The organism is Vibrio sp. SCP2 (genome assembly GCF_059295395.1).
Window position 1 is genome coordinate 487358 of record NZ_JCAFVV010000001.1, and the last position, 23965, is coordinate 511322.

Genomic DNA, 23965 nt, shown 5'->3' on the forward strand with positions numbered 1-23965 from the left:
CTGGTTTTCTACTTTCTTTCACACAAAAAGCTCAAACAACAATAAGGAGCGGGATTATAGATCTTTAGCCAAATTTGCCAATACCTACAAAGTGTGTGGATTAGTGATTTTATCTTTTCTGCGCTTAAACAATCTAAACTCCGGCGCTTTGCCAACCAAATACACCGCGAGAGCAGCAAAGGCAAAACCAAGCACACCAAGGCCATCAAAAGACTCGCCAAACATCAACCAAGCTTGAACAGCCGTTGTTGGCGGCACTAGGTAAAAGACGGAAGCCACACTGGATGCCGCTCCATGCTCAACCATATAAAGCAGCAGCAGAATCGCAACACATGACAGCACCACTACTAGCCAAATCATGGTAAGAATAAACTGTAAACTCCAGTCGACCTGCATGGATTCAAAATTCGCCGCATAGGGGATAAACAACAGGCTCGCCGCAAAATACTGAACCGCCGCACTGCCCACCATATCGACGCCTTGGCAGAATTTTTTCTGATACAGAGTCCCAACAGTAATACCGACCAAAGAGATCAAACAAAGGATGATCGCCGCTGTCTTATGCGTTTCAGATTGCCAATCTACTTTACCCATCAAGACTAGACTTATCCCGATAAAGCCAAGCGCTAATCCCATCCATTGAGCGGCTTTAAATGATTGTCCTATGAAAGAAACTAATATCACCGCTGTCAATATCGGCTGTAGGCCAACCAGCAATGAACTCAACCCTGCTGGCATGCCTAGGTCAATGGCAAGGTAGGTTCCACCAAGATAGAAACCATGAATAAGTACCCCAACCACTGCGCAATGCAGTAAAGCTTTACCTGTTGGCAATCGGCGGCGTAAGAACACAATCAAAACCGCGAACAAGGCGACATTCAACACCATGCGCAAAGAAAGCAATGTCGCAGGCTCGGCATACTGAAGCCCAAACCTTGCACCTACAAAGCCTGAAGCCCAAAGAACTACAAACACAAATGGGATGAGCCGCACTAACATGAACTTTCCTCTGGATTTAATCGCTAATATAGGTTTACTTTAATAGGTACAGAAAAAGCTTAAAGATACAGATTTGGATTATTTATTGGGTACAGATTAATGAATGCGAGTAATAAGTATCTGATGGTTGAGCAATACATCAGACAGAAGATTGATACTGGCTTGTTGGCAGATGAAGATAAGCTACCTTCGATTCGCTCACTAAGCGATACATTAACCGTGAGTAAAAACACCGTCATTCGTGCTTATCAAGAGCTCGAAGCACAAGGCATGATCTATACGGTGCCTAAATCAGGTTATCGCGTGTCTGCTCGTCACTCTCAAGCGCCGTCGGTACATGCACCAAACAACGTTGATTTGCTTTCGGTTTGTAAAGAGATCCTTACTTACTCACACCAACAGGAGCTCTTGGCGACAGGTTCTGCTCATCCAAATATAGATACGCCTGCGATTAAAAGTCTTTATGCAGAAATAGGTCGCCATAGCCGACGTCAAAGCCATACCCCAAGCCACTATCAACTGCCTCCTGGCAACGAGCTGTTACTCAAACACCTGACTAAGATTAGCCAAGATCTCGGTGTGATTGCAGGCAAAAATGAAATAGCCATTACTCATGGTGCCCAACAAGCGATCAGTTTAGCGCTTCGTGCTTTGACCAAGACAGGAGACATCATTGCGGTTGAGTCACCTTGTTACTTTGGTAACTTACTATTGATGGAGTCCTTAGGATTGAAAGTAGTCGAGATTCCAAGCTGTCCTCGTACTGGTATCGATACTCAATCACTGCAAGATGCGCTATATAGCTGGGATGTAAGAGCACTGCTCGTCACTCCCAACTTTACCAATCCGACCGGGGCGAGAATGCCGTTAGACAACCGTTTGAAATTACTAGAGGTAACAGGGTCTATTCCCATCATTGAAGATGATGTTTTTGGTGCACTTGCATTTGATAAAGGGATCCCGCCACTGAAGACTCTTGATACGCAAGATCGGATCATCTACGTGAATTCGCTTTCTAAGATGCTTGATTCTCGCTTGCGTATAGGCTGGATACTGGCAGGACAATACCAAGCACAAATTGAAAAGTTCCTCATGTGTGACAACATGGGCAGCCTGAATCTAATGCAATCTGCCGTGGCTGATTTCCTCGGTTCTGGCAAGTATCGCCAGCACGTGCAACGCATGCAGCGCTTGTACCAAACTAACACTAAGCTGTTTTACCAACAGCTAAGCAGTAGCCTTAACCAGTACCCGAGTTTAAACGGTAAGTTTAAACTACTCTTGCCGCAAGGTTCGTTTTTACTCTGGCTCGCGTTACCCAATGGTTTCGATAGTAGTGCTTTGTATCAGCAAACAAAATCACTAGGAATCAGCATTTTACCCGGCACCATTTTTGATACCTCAGGACAATACTCACATTGCATACGCTTTAGCTGCTCCAACTTTTTATCGAACCCAGATTGGAAACTTGGGGTTGAAAAGCTCGCCACTCTTATCCATCATCAGTTAACTCCCTAATTATACGGATAGAATTATGAGTACACTTCCCAATGCAACAGACGTTCTCGATTTTTGGTTTAACGAGTTAAAGCCCAAAGACTGGTTTGTCAGCAACTCAGAACTAGATAAGACAATCACATCTCGTTTTGGCGATTTACTTAAAAGCGCCGCACAAAGTGAACTGTTCACTTGGAGAGACTCTAGCCAAGGACGACTTGCTGAAATCATTGTGTTAGACCAGTTTTCTCGCAATATCTATCGCAACACGCCTAAGGCCTTTGCCCAAGACCCTTTGGCACTCGCCCTCGCGCAAGAGGCGATTTCACTTGGGCTGGACCAGGAGTTAGAAACCAAGCAAAGAAGCTTTCTCTATATGCCATTTATGCACAGCGAGTCAGCGATCATCCATCAGCAAGCGGTTGAGCTGTTTAACGTGGCGGGAATGGAAAACAATTACGAGTTTGAACTGAAGCATAAGGTGATTATTGACAGATTTGGACGTTATCCACATCGCAATGACATTCTTGAGCGCTCTAGCACTCCTGAAGAAATAGAGTTCCTTACACAGCCTGGCTCTAGCTTCTAACAATGTGGGGCCTGTATAGCCCCCTACTATAATCTTTGTAATCTAGGTTTAGTAACTGCGACTGACAAACTCGACTTCATCCACTTCATGAAGCAAATTGGTGTAAGAAGCCAATGTATACATCACGTTAGCGAGTAAGTTTGCGTAGCGGAATAGAATTGGCGCTGGAGACTTTTTACCTGAATGTTCAACCGCAACCAAGGCGCGGACTATTTTCTTCGCCTGAGTTCGGCATAGATGCAGCTCTGCAGAAATAGGATGACCGCCGGGAAGGACAAAGCCTCGAAACCCGCCATCTAACTTATCTCGCAACAGGTTATAGTCTTGATAGAGTTCTTGGAGTTGCTGCTCATCAATCGCTAATTTACCTCGAACGGAGCCATTCAAGTGATAAACATTCGGCTGCACGCGGCTTAAAATATCGCGGCACAGTGCGTCTAATTCCATGGTCAGCACGAGACCGATTCGACTACACAGTTCATCGGCAGCAATTTCAAAATCACACACTGGGCTATCTTCATAGATAAACGGGTAGCAGATCTCTCCATGCTCTTTACTTACAGGGCGCATAATAAATCCTTGGCAAAAATAAAGGAGCCAATGTGGCTCCTTTGAATAGAATTAGCTTACTAGGCTCTTAAACTTAAAACAAACTTAAGCGTTTGAAACCTTTTTATGTCCTTCTTCTAGGTGAACAAAGTCTACTAAATCATCACCTGACACTTGATATGCTTGACCAAAACCTTTTACAAACAGACCTTTGTCGGCTTTAAGGTTGAATAGAACGAAGTCTTGCAACTGGCTTAGACCGTCGATGATTTCACCGAAACGCCCCTGCATTTGTGCAACGACTTGAGTCCACTGCTCAGTATCACGCTCTACTACAGAAGCGACTGCATCAAACGTTAAACGCTTACGTGCAAACAGCTGCTTAGAGGTATCTTCATCTTCAATCATCATGATAGAAACATTTGGGTTTACCTGCAGGTTACGCGCATGACGAGCAATTTCAGAGATAAGCACGAAATAGCCATCTTGGTTTTGCACATATGGCGCGTAGCTTACGTTTGGACGACCGTTTTCGTCGACTGTCGCCAGTTGCAGCGTACGTCGCTCTTGACGAAACTCTTTAATTTCCGGTTCTAGACGTCCTTGAAGGCGTTCTTGTTTAACTTGTTGATCCATGTTGAGGCTCCTAACTTTCTCTTATTATTCTGAATTACTTTTTAAACTCTTGCTGCCATTGTTTGAATGTCGCTACCTGCGATTCAATCAATTCACGCTTTTCATTGCGACCTAGGTAGATCTTAAATATGTTATTTCCCGCTTCACAGAAGAAACCAAAGTAGTGGCTTTCTCTACCCATGAAAGGTTTACTCACTAAAGCAATGTTCTTAACATTATCTAGCTTCAGATGGCCGTGTAGTTCGCCTTCACGTCCCATCAAGTTGTAGTAACCACGCGCAACTTTTCCTTTAGGAAACGGCGCTTTTACTTCAAAGATTGAACCAAAAGAATGAACAATTGTCGTTACAGGGCCGAATCCAACTAAGCTCTCTAAGATATGCTGAGCTTGTTCTCCATCCACCAAAGCAATCATTTCTTCAGGTAAGGCCGCTACCGCTTCAAACTCAGAGACATTGAGTTTCTCAGCAATTGCTGCGGGTAGTAGAGTGGGTTCTTGCTCGATAAGCTGAGCAACCTGCTGTTTTAGTGCTTCCATAGTTTTTCCATTTACATCGCGACTGATTCGAGCGCGTTTTTTTCTTGATACGTTGACTGTAGTACTTGAATACAAGCTTGAGCGAGGCTTACTGCCCAAAAATGCCCAGCCAAAGTTAATGAGAGATAATCACCTTCGATTTGAACTAGCCCTTTTTCTTGCCAGTTGTGGAATAAAGGTAATAAGAAATCAAATGAGGATAGTCCTAAAAATTTAGGCATTGCCGCACGCGATAACACACCGCGGTCGAAGCCTGATTTCAGTACAGAAAAAATCGGTTCCAACGAGTGCTGCTTAGTCATCATCGCGACTAATGAGTCACCAGACTTCATTGCTGTCATGTAGGTTTCTAGTGTTCGATGATTCATCATACCGTAGCCACCAATGTTGCCGCCTGCCCCGCAGCCAATAGGTAATACCTCAGCATAGGTTTTTGCTAACGAGTTGTATTGGCTGCGTTCACGGTTGTCTCTAGCCCAATGGTTAACGCTTAGCTGTCGCATGTGATGCTTTCGCATAAATTCTGAACCAAGCTGGTACATTGATGCTTTGTCAGGTGTCGTTGCTGGTGTGGGGATCTTTCCTTTCTCGACCAGATTCAACATTGGTGCGTTACCACCAACCACTAACTGGTATAAATCTAACCCGTGAGCACCTGTCGACATGAAGTCGTTTAGATCTTGCTCAAACACCTCTAAGGTTTGGTAAGGCAAGCCATAAAGTAGGTCTAAAATAATAGGCGCTTGGTCAGTGGCACTTAAGGAGCTCACACGTTCCAGTACCGCATCTCGGTCGTCGAGGCGTTTTGCACTACGTCTAACCTGAGTATTAAAGCTCTGAATACCGAATGAAAAGCGGTTAAAACCACCCTCTAAAGCGCGCTCAAATGTTTCATCACTAAAGCGGTTAATTCGTCCTTCTAGAGTGATCTCACAATCAGTCGATAGAGGGAAATTTGCTCGAATGGCTTTGCCTAATCGCTCGATTTGCTCCGCCGACAGATCGGTGGGCGTTCCCCCACCAATATAAACCGCATGGAAAGTTCCAGATTGCGTCCAGGGCATCGCCGCTTTGTGCTTAATTTCAACCATCAAGGCTTCGAAATAATCATCAACTAGCTTTCGGCTGGCAGCATTTTGGAAAAAGTTACAAAAGGTACAACGGACTCGGCAAAAAGGAATATGGATATATAAGCAACGCTTATCATTTTTTTCCCCTTGTGAGGCATAGAGTCTATTTAATACTTCAGCTTTCTGCTCAGGCAATAAAGGGGCTGCCATACCACCTGCATGAGGGGAGGACTTTTTGGCAAAAGCAAAGCGAAGTGGATCTGGCGTATCTGCCGCCAAAATTGATTCATCAAATTTATAAATATCAAGCATTTCATAAATCTCTCAGCGCTTGTCAGCTCTAGCCTCACGCTAAATTCTTAAAAACTGAAAACGATCATAAATTGGCGCTAATGATAATGCAATTGATAATTGATCTTATTTGCATTATGGGTAATAATTCTAATCCGTCTGGTCAACGATATGAATCATGGAGAACTCAAGTGAACGTCAAGCGATACACCATTGCAGGTAGCATTTCGTTAGCTATCCACGCTGCGTTCGTGTTCGTTGCACAAGAGCCAAAAGCCTTTGCAATGCCTGCCGGGGCACAATCAAGTTCTGTGTCGATAAATTTTAAAGCAGTCGCGACGCCGCCTGCCACACCAGTAGAACAACCGGTAACACAGTCACAACCAAAAGCTGAACCAGAACCGACTAAAGAACAAGTGACTCCGCCTGAGCCCAAAAAAGTCGTAAAACAACCTAAACCAGTCGAAAAGAAAGTCGTCAAGAAAAAGCCCAAGGTAGAAAAAAAGGTCTCCAAAGCGAAACCTGTACCTAAGAAACAACCTGTGGCTGACCAACCAAAAGAGAAACCCGCGCAAAAGGTCGTTGAAAAAAAGCAAGCGCCTAAGCAACACGAATCGAAAGCCCAGCCAGAGTTGGTTAATCAAGGGGCAAGCTCTCAACCCGTAATGGTCACCAAACCTTCGTTTCTCACTCGCCCTTCTGCTCCCAAGTATCCGCGATTGGCGAGAAAACGTGGTATTGAAGGCATCGCCCTTTACGAAATTTGGCTAGATGAAGATGGTAAACAAGTTAAACAAGTCCTTATCTCATCTTCAGGCACTGAAATGCTTGATAAGTCAGCACTGACAGCAATCAAGAAGTGGCGATTTTCACCACACTCTGTCGATGGGCAAAAAATGGCTCATCGCGTTCAAATCCCTGTTCGTTTTAAGTTGGATCGATAATGGAACAATTACAGCAATTGCAACAACAATTAGGTCTTATGGCTTGGCCATTGATCATCTGCTCAGCACTCACATTAATGATTATTGCTGAGCGTCTTTTTCAAGTCATGATTAGCCTAGGTGTTGGCAAGCGAGCCATTCGTAGCGAACTAAAGCAGATTAGCCCAACTGACAGTCATCAAATCGAGGCGTTGGCAGAAAAACTCTCACCTCGCCGACCTTTGCTCTACAAAGGTGTGGCCATGTTGCTTGCTCACCACTCATTTTCGAAAGCTCTACGTGAAGACGCCGCAGGTATGTGGTTACAAGAAAAACGCCACCAGCTTAATTCAGGGTTAAGGCTACTGACTCTGATTGGGGTGATTAGCCCACTGATTGGCTTACTGGGAACGGTATTAGGTCTGATAGAGATGTTTAAAGGCGTCGCGGCCTCAACCGGCAACATTACCCCTAATGACCTAGCAGACGGACTTGGCTTGGCAATGAGAACCACAGCCGCTGGTCTTCTTATTGCACTACCTGCGATTGCTGGAGCCCAGCTTCTTGGTTTGTGGGCCGATAAAGTCATGGCGAAATTAGAGCACACTCTTAACTACGTAAACCTATGGTTGGAAGGAATTATCCTTCAGCATGTCTCACCAGATAACGCTTTGACCACAATAAAGCCCTCCGCGAACTTAACCACTGAGGCGAGTTCATGATCAAGGTTAAGCAGGAAGAAAATCGCTTCGGCTTAACCCCTGATCTTACGCCTCTGCTCGATATTATTTTTATCGTCATGGTGTTTTTGATGCTCACCGCAGCAGTAAAGCTCGACTCACTTGAAGTTGACCTGCCGACCACTGACTCGCAAGTAGTGTCAGACGTGGATACTAAATCTCTAACCGTCAACATCTTGGAGGCAGAACCTCACTGGGCAATTGATGGAAAAGAATACATAGACTGGGAGAATTTCACCCTAGCGTTACTGGAAGAATATAAATCTAACAAACAGCCCATCGTGATAGGTGCAGATAAAACAGCCGAAGTTCAGCACCTAGTGAAGTTGCTCGCCTTTTTGCAAGAAAACGGTATTCAAGCGACACAGCTACTCACGGAAGAATCTAAATAATCGAGTTCAACATGTATAAAAAAGCCCTTATAAAAACCTTAACCGCCCTTTCTTTATCGTTAATGGCTTCAACATCATTCGCTAGCGAAAGAATTGTCAGTGCAGGAAGTGCCGTTACAGAATTGCTTATCGCTTTAAATCAGCAAGAGAAACTGGTCGCGGTTGATGTCACAAGCGAACTACCGGGATCCTTACAACTGCCAAAAATAGGTTATCACCGACGTTTATCAGCAGAAGGTCTTTTGGCTCTCGGCCCGAATCGCTTGATCGGCTCGGATGAGATGGGGCCAGAGACGGCTCTCAGCCAGCTTCGCTCAGCAGGTGTTGAAGTTGATATCGTCAATACAAAGCCAACTCCAGAAGGTCTTCTTGAACGTATTGATGAAATCGCCGCACTCACTCAAGCAGAGCAGCAAGCAAGCGAGTTGAAAAAGCAAGTAACCGAGCAGATTGCTAGTTTAGAAAAGAACAAATCCCAGCAAAAGTTAGCAAAGAAAGTGCTGTTCCTACTTATCCACGAAGGAAGACCTGCTAACGTCGCCGGACGTGATACCACCCCTAACGCGATTATTGAACTCGCAGGTGGTGTTAACCCAGCCGCTAGCCAGTTAAGTTCATACAAACCGCTTTCTACCGAAGCTATGGTCGAAATGCAGCCAGACATTATTTTGGTCAGCGGGCGCAGCTATAACAAACTGGGTGGTGCTGACGAAATACTAAAGAAAATGCCAATGCTCGCGGCGACACCAGCAGGACAGAACAAACAGTTCATTAAAATTGATGGTCACGCATTAGTCGGCGGACTGGGACTAAAAAGCCTGTCTGAAGCTGAGCGCTTAAGCCAGCTTTTGAAATAACGAGTCACTACTATGCTTCTACGCCGTCTGCCGCTTAGCGCTGCTGTTGCCATATTTGGTATTGTCTTGGTTGTTACTGCGATCAGTTCCGTCACTGTTGGCCCTATGAACATTGGCTTTTGGGAAAGTGTCCAAAGCCTTATGTTTCGTTCAGAACAGTTAGCCCCACATGTGAATTTGGTTATCCATGAAATACGCTTTCCACGCACTATCTTATGCATGCTGGTAGGCGCAATACTCGCTATCTGTGGCACTGTGATGCAAGGTTTGTTTCGCAACCCCCTTGCTGAACCCGGTATTATCGGTGTCTCAGCAGGGGCATCATTAGGGGCTGCGTTAGCTATTGTTCTGTTCGCTGATCTTAGTGAGCAATACCCTCAATTTATGAACTTAGCTGCCGTACCGATATTTGCCTTTCTTGGTGGTGCGTTGACGACTGTTCTTGTCTATAAGTTAGGCACAAGCAAGATGGGCACGTCTGTGACTATCATGCTGTTAGCCGGTGTGGCGATTAGTGCTCTGTCGGGTGCGGGAATCGGTTACATGAACTTTATTGCTGATGACCAAATGCTGCGTGACTTATCACTCTGGTCGATGGGGTCATTGGCAGGCGCAAATTGGACAAGCATCATCTTATGTGCGATCACGCTGGTTTTATTGATGATCATATTTGTGCGTAAGGCGATGTCACTGAACGCTCTTTTGCTAGGCGAAGCGGAAGCCAACCATCTGGGCATTCCTGTACAGCGCTTGAAGCGTCAGCTGATTCTGTTAACCGCTGTTGGTGTTGGTGTCACTGTAAGTGTTTCTGGCATGATTGGCTTTATCGGCTTGGTCATCCCTCACTTAGGTAGAATGCTATCGGGTCCAGATCACCGAACCCTATTGCCAATCTCGGCACTGATGGGCGCTTTACTGCTTACGTTTGCCGATATGTTCTCTCGCGTTGCCGTCGCTCCTGCAGAGTTGCCTGTTGGTATTGTTACTGCACTCATCGGTGCGCCTTTCTTCATCTATCTACTCTTCAAGCAAAAAGGAAAAATCATCTGATGAGTAAAGTTGTTTTATCAGGTAAGCATATTTCCATGAAGTTCGGCGCTCGCAAGGTATTGGATGATATTAATATCGATATTCGTGCCGGAGAAGTCACTACACTTCTAGGACCTAATGGCGCGGGCAAGAGTACATTGCTTAAACTGCTTTGCGGAGAAATACCGTCACGCTGTGACATTCACTACTTCAACCAACCGCGAGAGCAATGGAAACCTGCGGACTTGGCTAAGCACCTCGGAATGCTGCCACAACACAGCACATTGAGTTTCCCATTTCTTGCCCATGAAGTAGTTGAGCTTGGGGCGATTCCATTAAATGTGCCAAACAAGTCTGCACAAAAGCTCGCGAACAAGTATATGGAGATGACGGACGTCACTCACTTAAGTGACCGTTTGTACCCATCACTGTCTGGCGGTGAGAAACAGCGTCTTCATTTAGCTCGCGTTCTTGTTCAGCTTGACCAGGCAGGTGAAAATAAGATCTTAATGCTTGATGAACCAACTTCTGCGTTAGATTTAGCCCACCAGCACAATACGTTGAAGATTGCGCGCAAACTAGCCGATGAACACGATACTGCTGTTATTGTCGTGCTGCATGATTTGAACTTAGCCGCTCAATACTCAGATCGCTTAATCGTGCTTCATGATGGCAAGCTAGTTTGTGATGACGCGCCGTGGAAAGCTCTCCAACCCGAGATGATTAAACGTGTTTACGGTTATGACTCCATTGTTGCACCGCACCCCACGCTCGACTTCCCTCTCATTTATCCAGCTGCTTAGGTAATTTAGAAGGGTCAGAGAACCTTGGCTATACTCAAGTTATCGTGCTTGAGAGGCGCTATAAGATGGTTCGGATCACTGGCCCTTTGATTACTGTTCTTAGCTTGTTACTCAGTTTTGGGGGACTCGCTGCCCCTCACGATAACCTTCCTCATATCCGTGTCTGTGGAGATGCCATCGACTGGCCACCTTATACCTATGTACTGAACGACAAAGCACGAGGCTATGATGTCGACATATTGGAAGAAGTCTTTACCAAGAAAGGGTTAAGCTACGATATCACCATGACCTCTTGGTCACGATGTCTACGCGGGGCAAAAAATGGGGAATTCGACTTAGCCCTTAGTGCCTCTTTCAATGTACGAAGAGATAAAGATTACCTCTACACAGACTGGTATTACGCCATTACCCCACATTATGTCTACTCAACAGAACGGTTTCCCGATGGGCTGGTTATCTCAAATGTCAAAGATCTTGCCCAATACCGAGTCTGTGGCAACCACGGATATAACTATTCCGATTTCCAACTGAGTAACATTACGCGCGTAGGTCATTCCGTTCATGATTGTCTTGAGCAAGTGAGACAGGGAAAGTGCGACATTTACCTAAACTGGGCAGAGATTCTGCACGCGATAAAGGAGATGTGGGGGATAGACCTAATAACGGATGAGTTAGTTTCTGTCGCCGTTCCCGAAATGAAACCACACAAATTCTACATGCTTATATCACGTAAATTAGAGCAAAGGCATGAACTAAAGCGGTATTTAGATCAACACCTTCGCACTATTCGACAACGAGAGTAGTAACTACAGAAGTCTTCTTCTTAGCCCTGTTTTCTCTAGCACCCTCGTCGAGATCTCTTCGACAGAAAGAGAAGAGGTATTGATATATGGAATCGCCTCACGGCGGAACAAAGACTCTACCGTTTGCAGCTCGTGTAAACATTGTTCATTACTGGCGTATTCACTACCGGCTAATCGATTTTCACGTATCTCAGTCAATCTCTCTGGATTGATGGTCAAACCAAATAACTTGTGACGATGAATCTCAAACTCGGGCAATAGCCTCATGCGCTTCAAGTCATCATCGATAAATGGATAATTGACCACGCGCAAACCAAACTGCATCGCCATATATAAACTGGTAGGTGTCTTCCCGCTTCGAGAAACCCCCAGTAAGATAATGTCCGCCTCTTCAAGCCCCTTTAGGGTAATTCCATCATCGTGCGCCAAGGTATATTCAATCGCGGCGATTCGGTCAAAGTACTTATCAGAGTCGCGTCCTACACTGCGCGAACGCTGCAACTTCGGTTTAGGCTGCATCTGAATATCATCTTGTACTTTCTGAACAATACTCTCTAACACGTCGTAGCCATACGAGTTCGACTCTAGCAAGCGCTGACGAAACTCAGGTATAACGATGGAGAAAAACACCAACGGCTTTATGCCACTTCTTTGGTATGAAGTTTCAATTTCTTTTATCAGGTCAGATAATTTGTCTTCGCTTTCGATGAAAGGAAAGGTTTTCTCATTAGCTTTAAACGGGAATTGACCCAGAACAACGTGCCCTAATGTTTCACATGTTATGGCCGTTCCGTCAGAAACATAGAATACATCACGACTTTGAATATCAATTTGCATTTTTTTTTAAACTTTAAAATTCTTTTGAGTAGGATAGTAGCCATAATATCGACAATAAAACCCGGGTTGCTGTTACGGCCCCCACAGCTTTGAAAATTCCTTGTGAATTTTTTTAAGCTTTTACGTAATCGTTTGCCCAATCCCTACAAAGCTGCAATGTTTCTGGAGAAAGACATGCAAAAGAACACCCTCTGGTTCGATGGCCTATCCATGGAAGATGTCGACAAAGTCGGCGGTAAGAATGCCTCACTTGGTGAAATGGTTTCTAACCTATCCAATGCTGGCGTTTCAGTACCCAACGGTTTTGCGACCACTTCCTACGCGTTTAACCAGTTCCTAGATTTTGAAGGACTGGATGATCGCATTCACCAATTGCTGGATGAACTGGACGTTGATGATGTAGACGCTCTGCGCAAGACAGGTGCTACCATCCGTCAATGGGTTTTAGAAGCCCCCTTCCCTGCCGATCTAGAGCAGGATATACGTGAAAACTACCAAGAACTTATTGGCGGTAATGATGAACTTTCAGTTGCTGTGCGTTCATCAGCCACCGCTGAAGACTTACCAGACGCTTCTTTCGCTGGTCAGCAAGAGACTTTCCTTAATGTGAAAGGTATCGATGCTGTCCTTGAAGCAACAAAACACGTTTACGCGTCACTGTTTAACGATCGTGCGATTTCGTACCGTGTTCACCAAGGTTTCGACCACCGCGGAATCTCGCTTTCAGCGGGCATCCAACGCATGGTTCGCTCAGACAAAGCGTCTTCAGGTGTTATGTTCACCCTAGATACTGAGTCAGGCTTCGACCAAGTTGTATTTATTACTTCTTCTTGGGGCCTTGGCGAAATGGTTGTTCAAGGTGCGGTTAACCCTGACGAGTTTTATGTCCACAAGCCAATGCTTGAAGCGGGTCATTACCCGATCGTTAAGAAAACCTTTGGTTCTAAACTGATCAAAATGATCTACTCAACCAACCAAGAAATTGGCAAACAGGTAGACATCATTGATACCTCAGAGCAAGAGCGCCAAGCGTTCTCTTTAAACGATGAAGAGATCAAAGAGCTAGCGAAGCAAGCAATGATCATCGAGAAGCACTACCAACGTCCTATGGATATTGAGTGGGCCAAAGATGGCATTGACGGCAAACTGTACATTGTTCAAGCACGTCCAGAGACCGTATGTTCTCAAAGCGAGCAAAATGTTATCGAGCGCTATGAGCTAAACAATAAGGCTGACGTTCTTGTTGAAGGTCGCGCAATCGGTCAACGCATTGGTTCTGGCCCAGTCCGTTTAGTCGACTCTCTTGACCAAATGTCTTTGGTTCAAGATGGTGACGTGCTTGTCACAGACATGACAGACCCAGACTGGGAACCTGTGATGAAGAAGGCATCTGCGATTGTGACTAACCGAGGCGGTCGTACTTGTCATGCGGCGATCATCGCCCGCGAACTAGGCATCCCAGCGATCGTAGGTTGTGGTACTGCAACGACTAGCCTTCAAGATGGTGCGACCGTGACAGTCTCTTGTTCTGAAGGTGAAACAGGTTACGTTTATCAAGGTGAACTTGAGTTTGAAGTTAAGCGCTCTTCAGTCGACGAGCTGCCAATGCTACCAACTAAAGTGATGATGAACGTAGGTAACCCAGATCGTGCGTTCGATTTCGCACAACTTCCTAACGAAGGTGTAGGCCTTGCGCGCTTAGAGTTCATCATTAACAAGATGATTGGTATTCACCCGAAAGCACTATTGAACTTTGACGAACAAAGTGACGAGCTAAAAGCTGAAATTAGTCAGCGTATTCGTGGCTACAAAGACCCTATCGATTTCTACGTGAGTAAGCTAACAGAAGGTATTGCCACGATTGGTGCTGCATTCTGGCCAAAGCGTGTGATTGTTCGTATGTCAGACTTTAAGTCTAACGAGTACAGCAATCTAGTTGGTGGAAAGAGCTTTGAACCGCACGAAGAGAACCCGATGCTAGGTTTCCGTGGTGCATCGCGTTACATCTCGCCAGTGTTTGAAGACTGTTTTGAGCTTGAAACACAGGCAATTAAACGCGTTCGCAATGAGATGGGCCTGAAAAACGTCGAGATTATGATCCCATTTGTTCGTACACCAAGCGAAGCAGCATCGGTTATCGACCTTCTTGCTAAGTTTGACCTACGCCGTGGCGACCAAGGCTTGAAAGTGATTATGATGTGCGAATTGCCATCGAATGCGGTACTCGCTGATGAGTTCCTAAAATACTTTGATGGCTTCTCTATTGGTTCAAACGACATGACTCAGCTTACGCTTGGTCTTGACCGTGACTCAGGTGATGTTGCACATCTATTTGACGAGCGTAACCCAGCGGTGAAAGCCATGCTTCAAATGGCCATTGATGCGGCAACCAAAGCAGGCAAATACGTCGGTATCTGTGGACAAGGTCCATCGGATCATGACGACCTAGCTGAATGGCTGATGGCTCAGGGCATTAGCTCTGTGTCACTCAACCCTGATACGGTTATCGATACTTGGTTGAAGTTAGGCAACGTAAGCAAATAAACTCGCTTAATATGAAGAAAGGCTTCCAATTGGAAGCCTTTTTACTTTCTGGTTTAAGCGAGCTTAAAACTTGTAGCCACCACCGATCATAAATACCCAAGGGTCGATTTCTACTTTAGTTGAGTATTGCTTGCCGCCAGCTTTATATGAAGCAGTTGTATCAATATCTGCATACCAAACAGACGCATTTAAGAACCAATCTTCGCTTAATGAGTAGTCCAGACCCACATTAGCCGCTAAACCCCATGAGTCTTTTAGAGATAGGTCGCTCAGGCCAACATCATTTTTTGCTTTGCTATTTAATTCTTCACTGAAGAACACAGTGTAGTTAATACCCGCACCTACATAAGGTCGGAACTTACTGTTCGACTCGCCGAAATAGTATTGAACCATAAATGTTGGTGGCAAGTGCTTAGTCTCCGCCAGCTCACCAACACCATTTACAGAAATATTGTGTGAGAACGGCGTTGCAGCTAACACTTCAAGACTAATGTTATCTGTGAACATGTAGCCTAATGTTAAGCCCAACTGAGTGTCTGAGTTAACCGAGAATTTAAGCGCTGGGTCGTCTAGCACAGCACCACTGCTGTCGTTAGGCGAAACAGTGGCCGCGCCTACACGAAGAATAAAGTCACCCTCTTTATGAGCAAACGCATTTGCTGAAGCGAGTGTTGCTAGAACAGTTAGGCTTAAAAGTGTTTTTTTCATTTTGATTTCCTTTTGTAGGGTTTTGTTTTATTGATTGAAGGAATCATTGTTATTTGCGCCGCAAAGTAGCACATAAAAACCATACAAAGTTGAGGGAAATCAATTTGTGAAATTTATTGAGTATGCAGTTACCTTTTCATCGATACGATCACTAAAAGATGTAACATTGATGACATTTATGTAATGCAACTTTTATGTTCATCACGCACTAAAAAAGCTCCCGAAGGAGCTTTAAACTTAGCTAGTATTCGCGCTATTTGGTTGTTTAGCGAGTTCAATTTCCCTTTGCTTGAGCATCTTATCCATTTCATCTCGATGAGACTGGAATGATGCCATCTGCTTCTTCGGCACTGAGCTTGCCATTGGGATATTGGCTTTCATTGCATTGACAGGTCTGCCACGGTCAATCAACTCATAGTGAATATGAGGGCCGGTGACACGCCCGGTTGCGCCCGATAAACCAATACGCTGCCCGCGCGAAATCTTCTGTCCTTTACGTACCAAAATCTTACTCAAATGAAGGTAACGCGTTTTGTAGCGACTTCCATGCTGGATCACTACATAGTTACCAGCATAAGGGTGTTTACGCGTCATGATCACGACCCCATCACCCGTAGAGACAATCGGCGTACCGGTTGGGGTTGCCCAGTCTGTACCATTATGTGGTGAAACGCGCCCAGTTACTGGGTGCTTACGCGTAGGATTGAAGTTGGAGCTTAGACGGTATCGACCATTAACCGGTTTACGTTGGAAAGCACGTTGCAGGCTGTCACCATTGTAGTCGTAATATTGCCCGTCACTATGTAGATAAGCAGATAGCACACGACCACGGTTATAGATTTTAATCGCTTGAATTTCTCGATTACCAGTAAGCTGCTCTCCAACAAACTGGCGTGACTGAACCACTTCAAACTTATCACCCGAGCGCAAATCTCGGGCAAAATTGATCTTATCTTTTAGTAAGCTGACGACTTGTTCGATTTCACTCTTTCCTAAGCCAAGCGCATTAACTGACTGGGAAAAGCTGCCATTGATTTCCCCAACCATAGGGAAGGATTTCCACACCCCGGGGATTTTGACATCGGCAAACTCATAACTGCCATCTTCGAGTCGGCTATACACCGCACGTTCAACTAAGCTAAATTCAAGCTCCATTTTGCTCAAATTGCCCGTCTCTTCATTACGCCAGAACCTCAATGTGTTTCCAGGTTTAAGAGTATCTAAAGCAAGGAAGTTAAGATCGGTTTCCATGATCTTCATTAGCTCGCTATAACCAAAACCTAACTGATCAAAGATGGTGCTGAGGTTATCGCCAGATTGGATTACGTATTCGTAGTCAGGAACGTCACGTACAACTTCATTGTCGAGTAAGAAATCGGATACAAGGGAAGACTCAGGAAGAGAAAGATCAATAGTGCGATGATACTTACCATGCTTAGGTGCGCTAGAAATAACGACTGCAGCTAAGAGAGGTAAACTCACCACCATCATTTTTTTTGGTCTAGACAGCTGTTGGAAGCGGGTCTTCAGACTTCTAGTTAGCACAATTTGACCTATTACCTGATATAAACAAAGGCATAAGGTTACGAATTTATCTAGAAGTTGTCACCTGCGAAATGTCAGATTTAAACTAAAAAAGGCGCAGATTGCGCCTTTATTGGTCTAAATTAGCAGTTACTTCTAAAGTTGTCGCTGTTACTGATAGGTCGACACTAGACCGTTATCTTCACCAAACCCATTTGGTCGATATTGGTCTGCGTTCGGATCATTGATCCATTTTTCTTTATCTACCAGATACCTAAATTCGAACTGACTATCTTTTGGCAAACGAGTCTTAAACTTGTATGACTTCGATTTCGCCACTTTCTTCATTTCCGTTGGCTGCCAATCTAAAAAATCAGCAACGATAGCGACAGATTGACCTACTTCTTCCGCTGCAAGCTCAAAGGTAACTTCAACTTCATTTTTCGTTTTGAAAAAACGTTTATTGATCATAGTTTACTCCGTTAACGACAATTAAATTCCATCTCATAACTTGTTAGGTCAAATCATAAGCAATCTATCACACATACTCAATACTGAATTCAATGCGGATAACTTGGGTCTTTAAACCTATTGCTTTGCTAAGCTATCTTGCTCAGTTACCTTGAAAAGTATAGTGGTTAATTGAGAAGGTTCTTCTGACATTGCTTGATGTTCATCACGTTGTAAGAGTTTCACCGTCACTTGATTTTCATTAACAGAAATATCTTTGATTCGAACTCTATCTCCCAAAAATGCAGAGCCTTTTGTCACCATACGCTGTCTAAACTCATCGTATGTAGAAATGATTAAATAGTAAAAAACGCCTGAACCTTGGTTACTTACTACTAATGGCGACACGTAGGTGGTCTCATTTACCTGCGTGATAAAGCGAGTTTCTATCGACACCTCACCACGCTCAGCCCCTTCTTCGTAGGTGCCTTTCACAATCTGTGGTTGCTCCATATCGTCAATAAATGTAAAGGCAGTACTTTCTGGGATTTTAATCGTCCAAGGGTTGACCGTTTTAATTGAAAACAGGCTTTGCATTACTCGATCTGACTGAGAGACTTGGTTAGGAAATTTGGCTAAAATTTCTTCATCAGTAAGACTGAACCGATAAATCCCTGCCACAGCGACTATGATTAGTAATACGAGAGGAATCAAAAGGATAAGTGGGACAGGTAAAATGCGTTTTTTCATGTGAGTTAAGGTCTTATAAAAGCGATACGTTATTCGCCTCCATGTTAGCAGGACACTATTAGGAGTTAAAATGGAACATCAGAAGAAAGTTCGAATCGCAGATTGTAGCTGCGGCCAAGTGAGCTTAGTTTGCCGAGGAGAGCCCTCTCGTACTTCAGTTTGTCACTGCTTTGAGTGTCAAAAAAGAACGGGCAGTGTCTTTGGCGTACAAGCGCGATTCGAAAAAGAACAAGTTTCTTTTAGCGGCGAGTTGATTGAGTACACCAGGATAAGTGATTCTGGCAATGAAGTGACCTATTCGTTTTGCCCTAAATGCAGCACAACGATGTTGCTCCGTCTACAAGCGGCACCTGATGCTCTTGTTGTGCCCGTAGGCGTATTTAACGAACATGACTTACCCTCACCAAGCTTTTCAGTTTATGAAGAGAGGAAACATGGTTGGGTCAAATTTGATTGCCAAATGGAGCACTACGATTAGATCTTCTCGACTCATTGTTTCGGATCAATATTCTCGGCATTTTTTCCCTACCGAACTCAGCATACTCGCTCTATAATTGCGCCCTAATCTAAGGAGTCAATTTTGATCACCAAACTCCCTCGTTGGGTAGAATATGGCGCTTTTCTACTCGCTTTACTCGCTGGCACCGTAAACGCAATCGGTCTGCTCGGCTTCCAGCACCAAGCCGTTTCACACATATCTGGCACAGTCACTCTCTTAGGCACATCAATCGAAGCTCTCAATGCGCAATCAGGCCATCTGTTTCTGATCCTGTTTAGCTTCCTGTTTGGCGCGATTCTCAGTGGGTTGTTTATAGAAAGTACAGCACTGAAATTAGGCCGCCGATATGGCATCGCATTGTGCGTTGAAGGCTTTTTGTTGCTTGGAGCTTATTGGCTGCTTGATAAGAATTACCTTGCCGGACAGTACCTCGCCTCTGCGGCTTGTGGATTACAAAACGCCATGATCACGACATTTAGTGGCGCTATTGTTCGCACTACGCATATGACAGGGATCATAACTGATCTTGGATTAATGATCGGAGCAAAGTTACGGGGAGAAAGCTTTGACTACCGTAAAGCCAAACTGTTTATGTTTATTTTCTGCGGATTTTTATTCGGTGGTATCGTTGGCGCCAAGGTATTTTCTATCTACTCAATAGCCGCATTGCTACTGCCTGTTGCTTTAGCCTTTTTACTTGCGATCACCTACTGGCGCTTCCTATCAAACCATAACGCACACAGATAATGTGCCACTAAGCTTGAAACAGACAAACAAACAATTTAACATTCTCGACACATTTAACCACTAAATGATAAATATTCGACGCTTTATCTTGAATATTTAGCGGTATTTATTGAATAGTATTGCAAGGATGCATAAAAGCCATTAATCTTGCGCCAATTTGATAATATATGGACGTTTAGTGAATAACTATGCCACCCAGTGGCTATACTATTTATCTAGTTGTAACTCGAGAAACGTATGCAAAACAGCGCTCAATCAACAGAACAACCAAAAACTAAAGGCAACTTTTGGATGTTCTTTATCCCTTCTCTCATCGGCTTGTTCCTTTTTATGGCTCCGATCAGTTACGAAGGTGATATTACTATCCCTGTCGCAGTACTAGCGAAATCTATCCAAGCTATTTTTGGCGACCACCTAGTTGGCATGGTGACAGCGATCATCGCCTTTATGGCCATTGCGTCTGCCCTATGCCGTATCAAAACGCCGGCTTTTATCGCTAATAGCGAGTTCTTAAACGGATTGTTCAATCCAAGCCCATTGTGGTTAGTGGTACGTTTGATTGGTGGTGCAGCCGTTGTAATGACTTTCTTCCAAGTCGGTCCAAATGCGGTATGGGAAGAAAATACTGGCGGCTTAGTGCTAGAAGGACTACTACCGACGCTATTCTCCGTATTCATCTTTGCTGGTTTGTTGCTGCCACTCCTACTGAACTTTGGCCTACTGGAACTATTTGGCACTTTGCTGAGTAAAATCATGCGTCCAGTATTCAATTTGCCAGGACGCAGCGCCATTGACTGTATGGCTTCATGGTTGGGTGATGGCTCTGTCGGCATCCTTCTGACAAGTAAGCAGTACGAAAACAAATTCTATACTCAGCGCGAGGCAGCAGTCGTTGGTACTACCTTCTCTGCGGTATCGATTACATTCAGCCTTGTCGTAATAGCACAAGTTGAGTTGGAGCATCTGTTCCTACCGTTCTATGGTGCGATTTGTTTGGCTGGCTTGGTTGCGGCGATCATCATTCCACGCCTTCCTCCACTAAGCTTTAAGAAAAACACATTTATCGACGGTTCTGAGCCTGCTAAAGATGCCGATGCTATTCCTCAAGGACACACCGCTTTCTCTTGGGGTATGGATTTAGCATTGAAGAAAGCTGCTCAAGTGAAGTCGGTTAAAGGCGTGTTTGGCGAAGGTGTACGTAACGCCGTCGACATGGTCTTTGGCGTGCTCCCTGTTGTTATGGGGTTAGGTACGATTGCGCTTGTGATTGCGGAATACACGTCTGTTTTCAGCATTCTAGGCCAGCCTTTCATCCCATTCCTTGAATTGCTTGGCGTGCCTGAAGCGGCGGCGGCATCTGAAACTATCGTGGTTGGCTTTGCGGATATGTTTATCCCAGCAATCTTAGCGGCATCAATTGATAACGAAATGACTCGCTTTGTGATTGCAGCCATGTCGGTAACCCAGCTTATCTACATGTCTGAAGTTGGTGCTCTGCTTTTAGGTAGCCGCATCCCAGTGAATATCTTTGAGCTGTTCGCAATATTTATCTTGCGTACCTTAATTACCCTGCCAGTGATTGCGGGTGTTGCTCATCTCATATTCTAAAATATAGTAACTAAGCCCCTACGGGGGCTTTTTTGTACCTAAGCGATTACACCCCTACCACTAATTGGTTAGCCAACATTCTCATTCGGAATTAAAATTCCCTTAACAATCATCTCATCATATAATTAATGATACATTACATAATAACCTTACTTGCAAGGAGTGCTTATGAGGTGGACGTTGGTATTTGTATCACTATTATTGAGTTTTCAAGCGACAGCTTCTCAACTGGTTATTCGAGTTGGCGATGAGCAAGCAGTTCATCTATCGCATGCTGATATTACGACCAAACTCTCCCCTGCCTCATTTACCACTAAGCTTCCTTGGTACGCCAACACCAATAAGTACACCGGATTTAAAGTCTCTGAGTTATTGCAGTATCTTTCAATAAATGATGCATTCTCCGTCTCTTTCATCGCCCTTAACGATTACGCAGCAAGCTCTCAAATTGAGGATATTTTAAAATATGAGCCTATAGTTGCATATAAAATGAACGATAAAAAGATGAAAGTTCGAAATAAAGGACCGTATTGGCTGGTCTTTAACTTAGATGAGAACCCAGAGATCGATAACGCTGTTTTTCATTCGCAAATGGTATGGCAAATCGATGAGATTATGGTACATAGAAAACAAGATGTGGAAAATAAATAACGATAATGACCCATCCGCTCTGCTTAAACGTGCAAAGTACCTGCTGCTGTTGCTCAGTGTTGTATTGATTGTTGCCAACCTCTATTTCCTGTCGGCTACTCGACAACATGCGCATTCGTATAGTGAACAGCAAAATCAGGCGACTTGGTTCCTCCTTCAGCTCACCAAAGAATTCACTGAACTAAAATCTATCGTGCCATTTTCCACTTCAAATGAAGAGTATATGGATAAAACACTATTAAAGTATGAACTTACTTGGTCACGTTTTGACCTTCTACTTACCAGTGATGAGGCCGACTCATTTATCTCTCTTCCTGGCGCGCGTGAATTCTTCACAACGCTATTTCACCACTTCCAAGCTTTGGAACCTAAAATTGTACAATTGAAGACACCGCAGCAAGCCGCAGCGTTGGGCTTAGAACTTGATACGCTTTATCAATCAATGGTGAAGTACGTGAACACCAATTTCCGTGTTAAAAGCCCGCTCTATGAATACCAACAGCGCGCGGCTAACGATTTAAACCAATTCCAGTTGACCTCAATGATCTTGCTGATCGTTTGCGTTGTACTTGTCACCTTCATTTTACACAAAGAGTCCGAATACCATCGCCAGCAATCTTTAACTGATTCCCTCACCGGCATTGCTAATCGCTTAGCACTGTTCAATGACTTAAAATGGCGAATACACAACGACTATCCTTTTCATCTATTCCTGCTCGATCTAAATGCGTTTAAGGCCGTCAACGATCAATTTGGCCACCAATCGGGCGATCGTGTGCTGAAAGCTTTTGCAGAACGCTTAAGTAGTCTAGATACTGAATGTTATCGAATTGGAGGGGACGAATTTGCAGTTATCAATGATAAAATTGCTGTGAATGAACTGCATTCGATTACCGAGGCAATACATCACCAAATGAGAGCATCAATCATAGTCACAGATGGCACTGTGATTCATATCAGTACTAGCGTTGGCAGTGCGCGATTCCCAGAAGATGCAGGCGAGCTCAACGAACTAATGCAACTCGCCGATAACAACATGTATGTGGAAAAGCACACTGCACGTAAAGTCAAAATACCCCAAACCATTGGCTAAAGAACCTGATGAGTTTGCCTTGCGTATTTCTGCAATATCTCATGCTTAACATCCTTGTCGCTTTGCGGTTGCCATAGACCTCGCCCGATACCGCCGACAATCATATGGATCACTGCCGCATCAATGGCTGACATGACAGCGACATTAACAGGTTCATTATTGGTATAACCTAGCTCTATCTCTAACAGATCTTTGTAGTCGACAAATCGAAACGAGCCGGCGGTTAACTCGTGAGAGTAGATGGTTTTGCTCGTTGTCACGCTAAGCAATATTTGGCCAGTCCTAACGTTAACGGCCCTCAGATTAACGGTAACCTGATCCGTTCTATATTGACCCGAGCCTCCAATACCAAGATAACGTGCGCCAGCACCACCGGTTTTGATATTGGAATCGTAAGCGACTATCCCGCCTTCAATCATCACATTGGCCGAGCTCAATGCAGATAAGTCGTCACCATGATTCGCCGCGCCTTGCCCTTTCTTTTGTGCAGCACGAATGATTTTTCGCTCTGTAAGTAGATTTTGTAACCCCTCTCTTTCTAGTGGGACAAACCATTTTGAATCAAGTAAAGAAGCAGTGAGCAAGGCCGTTCCACCTTGAGGGACAGCGGTAGAGAAATTACTGTTAGGCTGTGGCTTGTACTGCCCTGTTTGGTCTCGGAAGTCATACACCGACACCAAGATTTTTCCCCTAGGCAGAGGCAGGCTCACCAAGTCTTGATATGAAGAACCACGTGGCATCAGTGTCGGAGCCTCATTTGCATCAGGCATATCCATCGAGTAACTACAACCGAACAACGAAAGAGACCCTAAAAGAAGTATTAGTGTTTTCATCTTGT

General features: G+C 44.5%; 26 protein-coding genes. 15 read left to right on the plus strand and 11 right to left on the minus strand.

Annotated features, from left to right (window positions below; all coding sequences use genetic code 11):
* Positions 1-84: 84 nt before the first annotated feature.
* Positions 85-999, minus strand: a complete 915-nt coding sequence (locus AC5O63_RS02415; protein ID WP_494503781.1) for a DMT family transporter — start codon at positions 997-999, stop codon at positions 85-87.
* 99 nt (positions 1000-1098) lie between these two features.
* On the opposite strand from AC5O63_RS02415, the gene AC5O63_RS02420 reads away from it, so the two are divergent.
* Together AC5O63_RS02420 and AC5O63_RS02425 are read left to right on the plus strand one after the other, a co-directional pair.
* Positions 1099-2517 carry an aminotransferase-like domain-containing protein gene (locus AC5O63_RS02420; protein WP_494503782.1) on the plus strand — a complete coding sequence of 473 codons (1419 nt, stop codon included), beginning with the start codon at positions 1099-1101 and terminating at the stop codon, positions 2515-2517.
* Positions 2518-2533: 16 nt separating this feature from the next.
* Positions 2534-3085 carry a DUF924 family protein gene (locus AC5O63_RS02425; RefSeq protein WP_494503783.1) on the plus strand — a complete coding sequence of 184 codons (552 nt, stop codon included), beginning with the start codon at positions 2534-2536 and terminating at the stop codon, positions 3083-3085.
* A gap of 48 nt (positions 3086-3133) precedes the next feature.
* Here AC5O63_RS02425 and AC5O63_RS02430 read toward each other — a convergent pair whose 3' ends face one another.
* From AC5O63_RS02430 to hutW, 4 genes are all read right to left on the minus strand, one after another.
* On the minus strand, positions 3134-3655 hold the full coding sequence (locus AC5O63_RS02430; RefSeq protein ID WP_239824227.1) for an ATP:cob(I)alamin adenosyltransferase: 522 nt from the start codon (positions 3653-3655) through the stop codon (positions 3134-3136).
* Between the two features lie 84 nt (positions 3656-3739).
* On the minus strand, positions 3740-4270 hold the full coding sequence (gene hutZ / locus AC5O63_RS02435) for a heme utilization protein HutZ (RefSeq protein ID WP_004745628.1): 531 nt from the start codon (positions 4268-4270) through the stop codon (positions 3740-3742).
* A gap of 34 nt (positions 4271-4304) precedes the next feature.
* A complete protein-coding gene (gene hutX / locus AC5O63_RS02440; RefSeq protein ID WP_069669154.1) occupies positions 4305-4808 on the minus strand; it encodes a heme utilization cystosolic carrier protein HutX in 504 nt (167 codons plus the stop codon).
* A gap of 11 nt (positions 4809-4819) precedes the next feature.
* A complete protein-coding gene (gene hutW, locus AC5O63_RS02445) occupies positions 4820-6190 on the minus strand; it encodes a heme anaerobic degradation radical SAM methyltransferase ChuW/HutW (RefSeq protein WP_494503784.1) in 1371 nt (456 codons plus the stop codon).
* 170 nt (positions 6191-6360) lie between these two features.
* Here hutW and AC5O63_RS02450 point away from each other — a divergent pair, with 170 nt between their 5' ends.
* The 7 genes from AC5O63_RS02450 to AC5O63_RS02480 all read left to right on the plus strand — a co-directional run bounded on the left by AC5O63_RS02450 (position 6361) and on the right by AC5O63_RS02480 (position 11716).
* Positions 6361-7113: an energy transducer TonB gene (locus AC5O63_RS02450; protein WP_494503785.1), complete on the plus strand. Its 753-nt coding sequence runs from the start codon at positions 6361-6363 to the stop codon at positions 7111-7113.
* Complete coding sequence (locus tag AC5O63_RS02455) at positions 7113-7814, plus strand: MotA/TolQ/ExbB proton channel family protein (protein ID WP_494503786.1); 702 nt, start codon at positions 7113-7115, stop codon at positions 7812-7814. The genes AC5O63_RS02450 and AC5O63_RS02455 overlap by 1 nt, the downstream gene beginning before the upstream one ends.
* Positions 7811-8224, plus strand: a complete 414-nt coding sequence (locus tag AC5O63_RS02460; RefSeq protein WP_494503787.1) for an ExbD/TolR family protein — start codon at positions 7811-7813, stop codon at positions 8222-8224. Before AC5O63_RS02455 ends, AC5O63_RS02460 begins: the two co-directional genes overlap by 4 nt.
* 11 nt (positions 8225-8235) lie before the next feature.
* On the plus strand, positions 8236-9081 hold the full coding sequence (locus AC5O63_RS02465) for a heme/hemin ABC transporter substrate-binding protein (RefSeq protein ID WP_494503788.1): 846 nt from the start codon (positions 8236-8238) through the stop codon (positions 9079-9081).
* A gap of 12 nt (positions 9082-9093) precedes the next feature.
* Positions 9094-10131, plus strand: coding sequence for a FecCD family ABC transporter permease (locus AC5O63_RS02470; RefSeq protein WP_494503789.1), 1038 nt, complete (start codon positions 9094-9096; stop codon positions 10129-10131).
* The gene (locus AC5O63_RS02475; protein ID WP_069669147.1) at positions 10131-10913 is read left to right on the plus strand and encodes a heme ABC transporter ATP-binding protein; all 783 of its coding nucleotides are present in this window, start codon (positions 10131-10133) and stop codon (positions 10911-10913) included. The genes AC5O63_RS02470 and AC5O63_RS02475 overlap by 1 nt, the downstream gene beginning before the upstream one ends.
* A gap of 65 nt (positions 10914-10978) precedes the next feature.
* A complete protein-coding gene (locus AC5O63_RS02480; RefSeq protein ID WP_494503790.1) occupies positions 10979-11716 on the plus strand; it encodes a substrate-binding periplasmic protein in 738 nt (245 codons plus the stop codon).
* A 3-nt stretch (positions 11717-11719) separates the two neighbouring features.
* Here AC5O63_RS02480 and ppsR read toward each other — a convergent pair whose 3' ends face one another.
* Positions 11720-12553, minus strand: a complete 834-nt coding sequence (gene ppsR / locus AC5O63_RS02485) for a posphoenolpyruvate synthetase regulatory kinase/phosphorylase PpsR (RefSeq protein ID WP_004745619.1) — start codon at positions 12551-12553, stop codon at positions 11720-11722.
* 174 nt (positions 12554-12727) lie between these two features.
* Between ppsR and ppsA the strand changes: the two genes are divergently transcribed.
* Positions 12728-15097, plus strand: coding sequence for a phosphoenolpyruvate synthase (gene ppsA, locus AC5O63_RS02490; protein WP_494503791.1), 2370 nt, complete (start codon positions 12728-12730; stop codon positions 15095-15097).
* A gap of 63 nt (positions 15098-15160) precedes the next feature.
* On the opposite strand, the gene ompW is transcribed toward ppsA, so the two are convergent.
* The 4 genes from ompW to AC5O63_RS02510 form a co-directional block, all read right to left on the minus strand.
* Entirely contained in the window at positions 15161-15805 is a 645-nt protein-coding gene (gene ompW, locus AC5O63_RS02495; protein ID WP_494503792.1) for an outer membrane protein OmpW, read from the minus strand.
* A 237-nt stretch (positions 15806-16042) separates the two neighbouring features.
* Positions 16043-17350, minus strand: a complete 1308-nt coding sequence (gene shyA, locus AC5O63_RS02500; RefSeq protein ID WP_494503793.1) for a peptidoglycan DD-endopeptidase ShyA — start codon at positions 17348-17350, stop codon at positions 16043-16045.
* Between the two features lie 150 nt (positions 17351-17500).
* Positions 17501-17800 (minus strand): isoamylase early set domain-containing protein, encoded by a 300-nt coding sequence (locus tag AC5O63_RS02505; RefSeq protein WP_004745615.1) that lies wholly within the window; start codon positions 17798-17800, stop codon positions 17501-17503.
* A gap of 117 nt (positions 17801-17917) precedes the next feature.
* On the minus strand, positions 17918-18529 hold the full coding sequence (locus tag AC5O63_RS02510; RefSeq protein ID WP_494503794.1) for a hypothetical protein: 612 nt from the start codon (positions 18527-18529) through the stop codon (positions 17918-17920).
* A gap of 70 nt (positions 18530-18599) precedes the next feature.
* On the opposite strand from AC5O63_RS02510, the gene AC5O63_RS02515 reads away from it, so the two are divergent.
* From AC5O63_RS02515 to AC5O63_RS02535, 5 genes are all read left to right on the plus strand, one after another.
* The gene (locus AC5O63_RS02515) at positions 18600-19007 is read left to right on the plus strand and encodes a GFA family protein (protein WP_486788205.1); all 408 of its coding nucleotides are present in this window, start codon (positions 18600-18602) and stop codon (positions 19005-19007) included.
* A gap of 102 nt (positions 19008-19109) precedes the next feature.
* Entirely contained in the window at positions 19110-19775 is a 666-nt protein-coding gene (locus AC5O63_RS02520; RefSeq protein ID WP_494503795.1) for a YoaK family protein, read from the plus strand.
* 237 nt (positions 19776-20012) lie between these two features.
* Positions 20013-21383 (plus strand): YjiH family protein, encoded by a 1371-nt coding sequence (locus AC5O63_RS02525; RefSeq protein ID WP_486788206.1) that lies wholly within the window; start codon positions 20013-20015, stop codon positions 21381-21383.
* Positions 21384-21551: 168 nt separating this feature from the next.
* Positions 21552-22034, plus strand: coding sequence for a putative pterin-binding protein (locus tag AC5O63_RS02530; protein WP_494503796.1), 483 nt, complete (start codon positions 21552-21554; stop codon positions 22032-22034).
* Positions 22018-23127 (plus strand): GGDEF domain-containing protein, encoded by a 1110-nt coding sequence (locus tag AC5O63_RS02535; RefSeq protein ID WP_494503797.1) that lies wholly within the window; start codon positions 22018-22020, stop codon positions 23125-23127. Before AC5O63_RS02530 ends, AC5O63_RS02535 begins: the two co-directional genes overlap by 17 nt.
* On the opposite strand, the gene AC5O63_RS02540 is transcribed toward AC5O63_RS02535, so the two are convergent.
* Complete coding sequence (locus AC5O63_RS02540) at positions 23124-23960, minus strand: CsgG/HfaB family protein (RefSeq protein ID WP_494503798.1); 837 nt, start codon at positions 23958-23960, stop codon at positions 23124-23126. The two genes, AC5O63_RS02535 and AC5O63_RS02540, sit on opposite strands and share 4 nt — an antisense overlap.
* Positions 23961-23965: the final 5 nt, after the last annotated feature.

Coding starts and splice junctions, on each gene's coding strand:
- AC5O63_RS02415 (WP_494503781.1), bottom strand. CDS start 999: ATGTTAGTGCGGCTCATCCCATTTGTGTTTGTAGTTCTTTGGGCTTCA.
- AC5O63_RS02420 (WP_494503782.1), top strand. CDS start 1,099: ATGAATGCGAGTAATAAGTATCTGATGGTTGAGCAATACATCAGACAG.
- AC5O63_RS02425 (WP_494503783.1), top strand. CDS start 2,534: ATGAGTACACTTCCCAATGCAACAGACGTTCTCGATTTTTGGTTTAAC.
- AC5O63_RS02430 (WP_239824227.1), bottom strand. CDS start 3,655: ATGCGCCCTGTAAGTAAAGAGCATGGAGAGATCTGCTACCCGTTTATC.
- hutZ (WP_004745628.1), bottom strand. CDS start 4,270: ATGGATCAACAAGTTAAACAAGAACGCCTTCAAGGACGTCTAGAACCG.
- hutX (WP_069669154.1), bottom strand. CDS start 4,808: ATGGAAGCACTAAAACAGCAGGTTGCTCAGCTTATCGAGCAAGAACCC.
- hutW (WP_494503784.1), bottom strand. CDS start 6,190: ATGCTTGATATTTATAAATTTGATGAATCAATTTTGGCGGCAGATACG.
- AC5O63_RS02455 (WP_494503786.1), top strand. CDS start 7,113: ATGGAACAATTACAGCAATTGCAACAACAATTAGGTCTTATGGCTTGG.
- AC5O63_RS02460 (WP_494503787.1), top strand. CDS start 7,811: ATGATCAAGGTTAAGCAGGAAGAAAATCGCTTCGGCTTAACCCCTGAT.
- AC5O63_RS02465 (WP_494503788.1), top strand. CDS start 8,236: ATGTATAAAAAAGCCCTTATAAAAACCTTAACCGCCCTTTCTTTATCG.
- AC5O63_RS02470 (WP_494503789.1), top strand. CDS start 9,094: ATGCTTCTACGCCGTCTGCCGCTTAGCGCTGCTGTTGCCATATTTGGT.
- AC5O63_RS02475 (WP_069669147.1), top strand. CDS start 10,131: ATGAGTAAAGTTGTTTTATCAGGTAAGCATATTTCCATGAAGTTCGGC.
- AC5O63_RS02480 (WP_494503790.1), top strand. CDS start 10,979: ATGGTTCGGATCACTGGCCCTTTGATTACTGTTCTTAGCTTGTTACTC.
- ppsR (WP_004745619.1), bottom strand. CDS start 12,553: ATGCAAATTGATATTCAAAGTCGTGATGTATTCTATGTTTCTGACGGA.
- ppsA (WP_494503791.1), top strand. CDS start 12,728: ATGCAAAAGAACACCCTCTGGTTCGATGGCCTATCCATGGAAGATGTC.
- ompW (WP_494503792.1), bottom strand. CDS start 15,805: ATGAAAAAAACACTTTTAAGCCTAACTGTTCTAGCAACACTCGCTTCA.
- AC5O63_RS02505 (WP_004745615.1), bottom strand. CDS start 17,800: ATGATCAATAAACGTTTTTTCAAAACGAAAAATGAAGTTGAAGTTACC.
- AC5O63_RS02510 (WP_494503794.1), bottom strand. CDS start 18,529: ATGAAAAAACGCATTTTACCTGTCCCACTTATCCTTTTGATTCCTCTC.
- AC5O63_RS02515 (WP_486788205.1), top strand. CDS start 18,600: ATGGAACATCAGAAGAAAGTTCGAATCGCAGATTGTAGCTGCGGCCAA.
- AC5O63_RS02525 (WP_486788206.1), top strand. CDS start 20,013: ATGCAAAACAGCGCTCAATCAACAGAACAACCAAAAACTAAAGGCAAC.
- AC5O63_RS02530 (WP_494503796.1), top strand. CDS start 21,552: ATGAGGTGGACGTTGGTATTTGTATCACTATTATTGAGTTTTCAAGCG.
- AC5O63_RS02535 (WP_494503797.1), top strand. CDS start 22,018: ATGTGGAAAATAAATAACGATAATGACCCATCCGCTCTGCTTAAACGT.
- AC5O63_RS02540 (WP_494503798.1), bottom strand. CDS start 23,960: ATGAAAACACTAATACTTCTTTTAGGGTCTCTTTCGTTGTTCGGTTGT.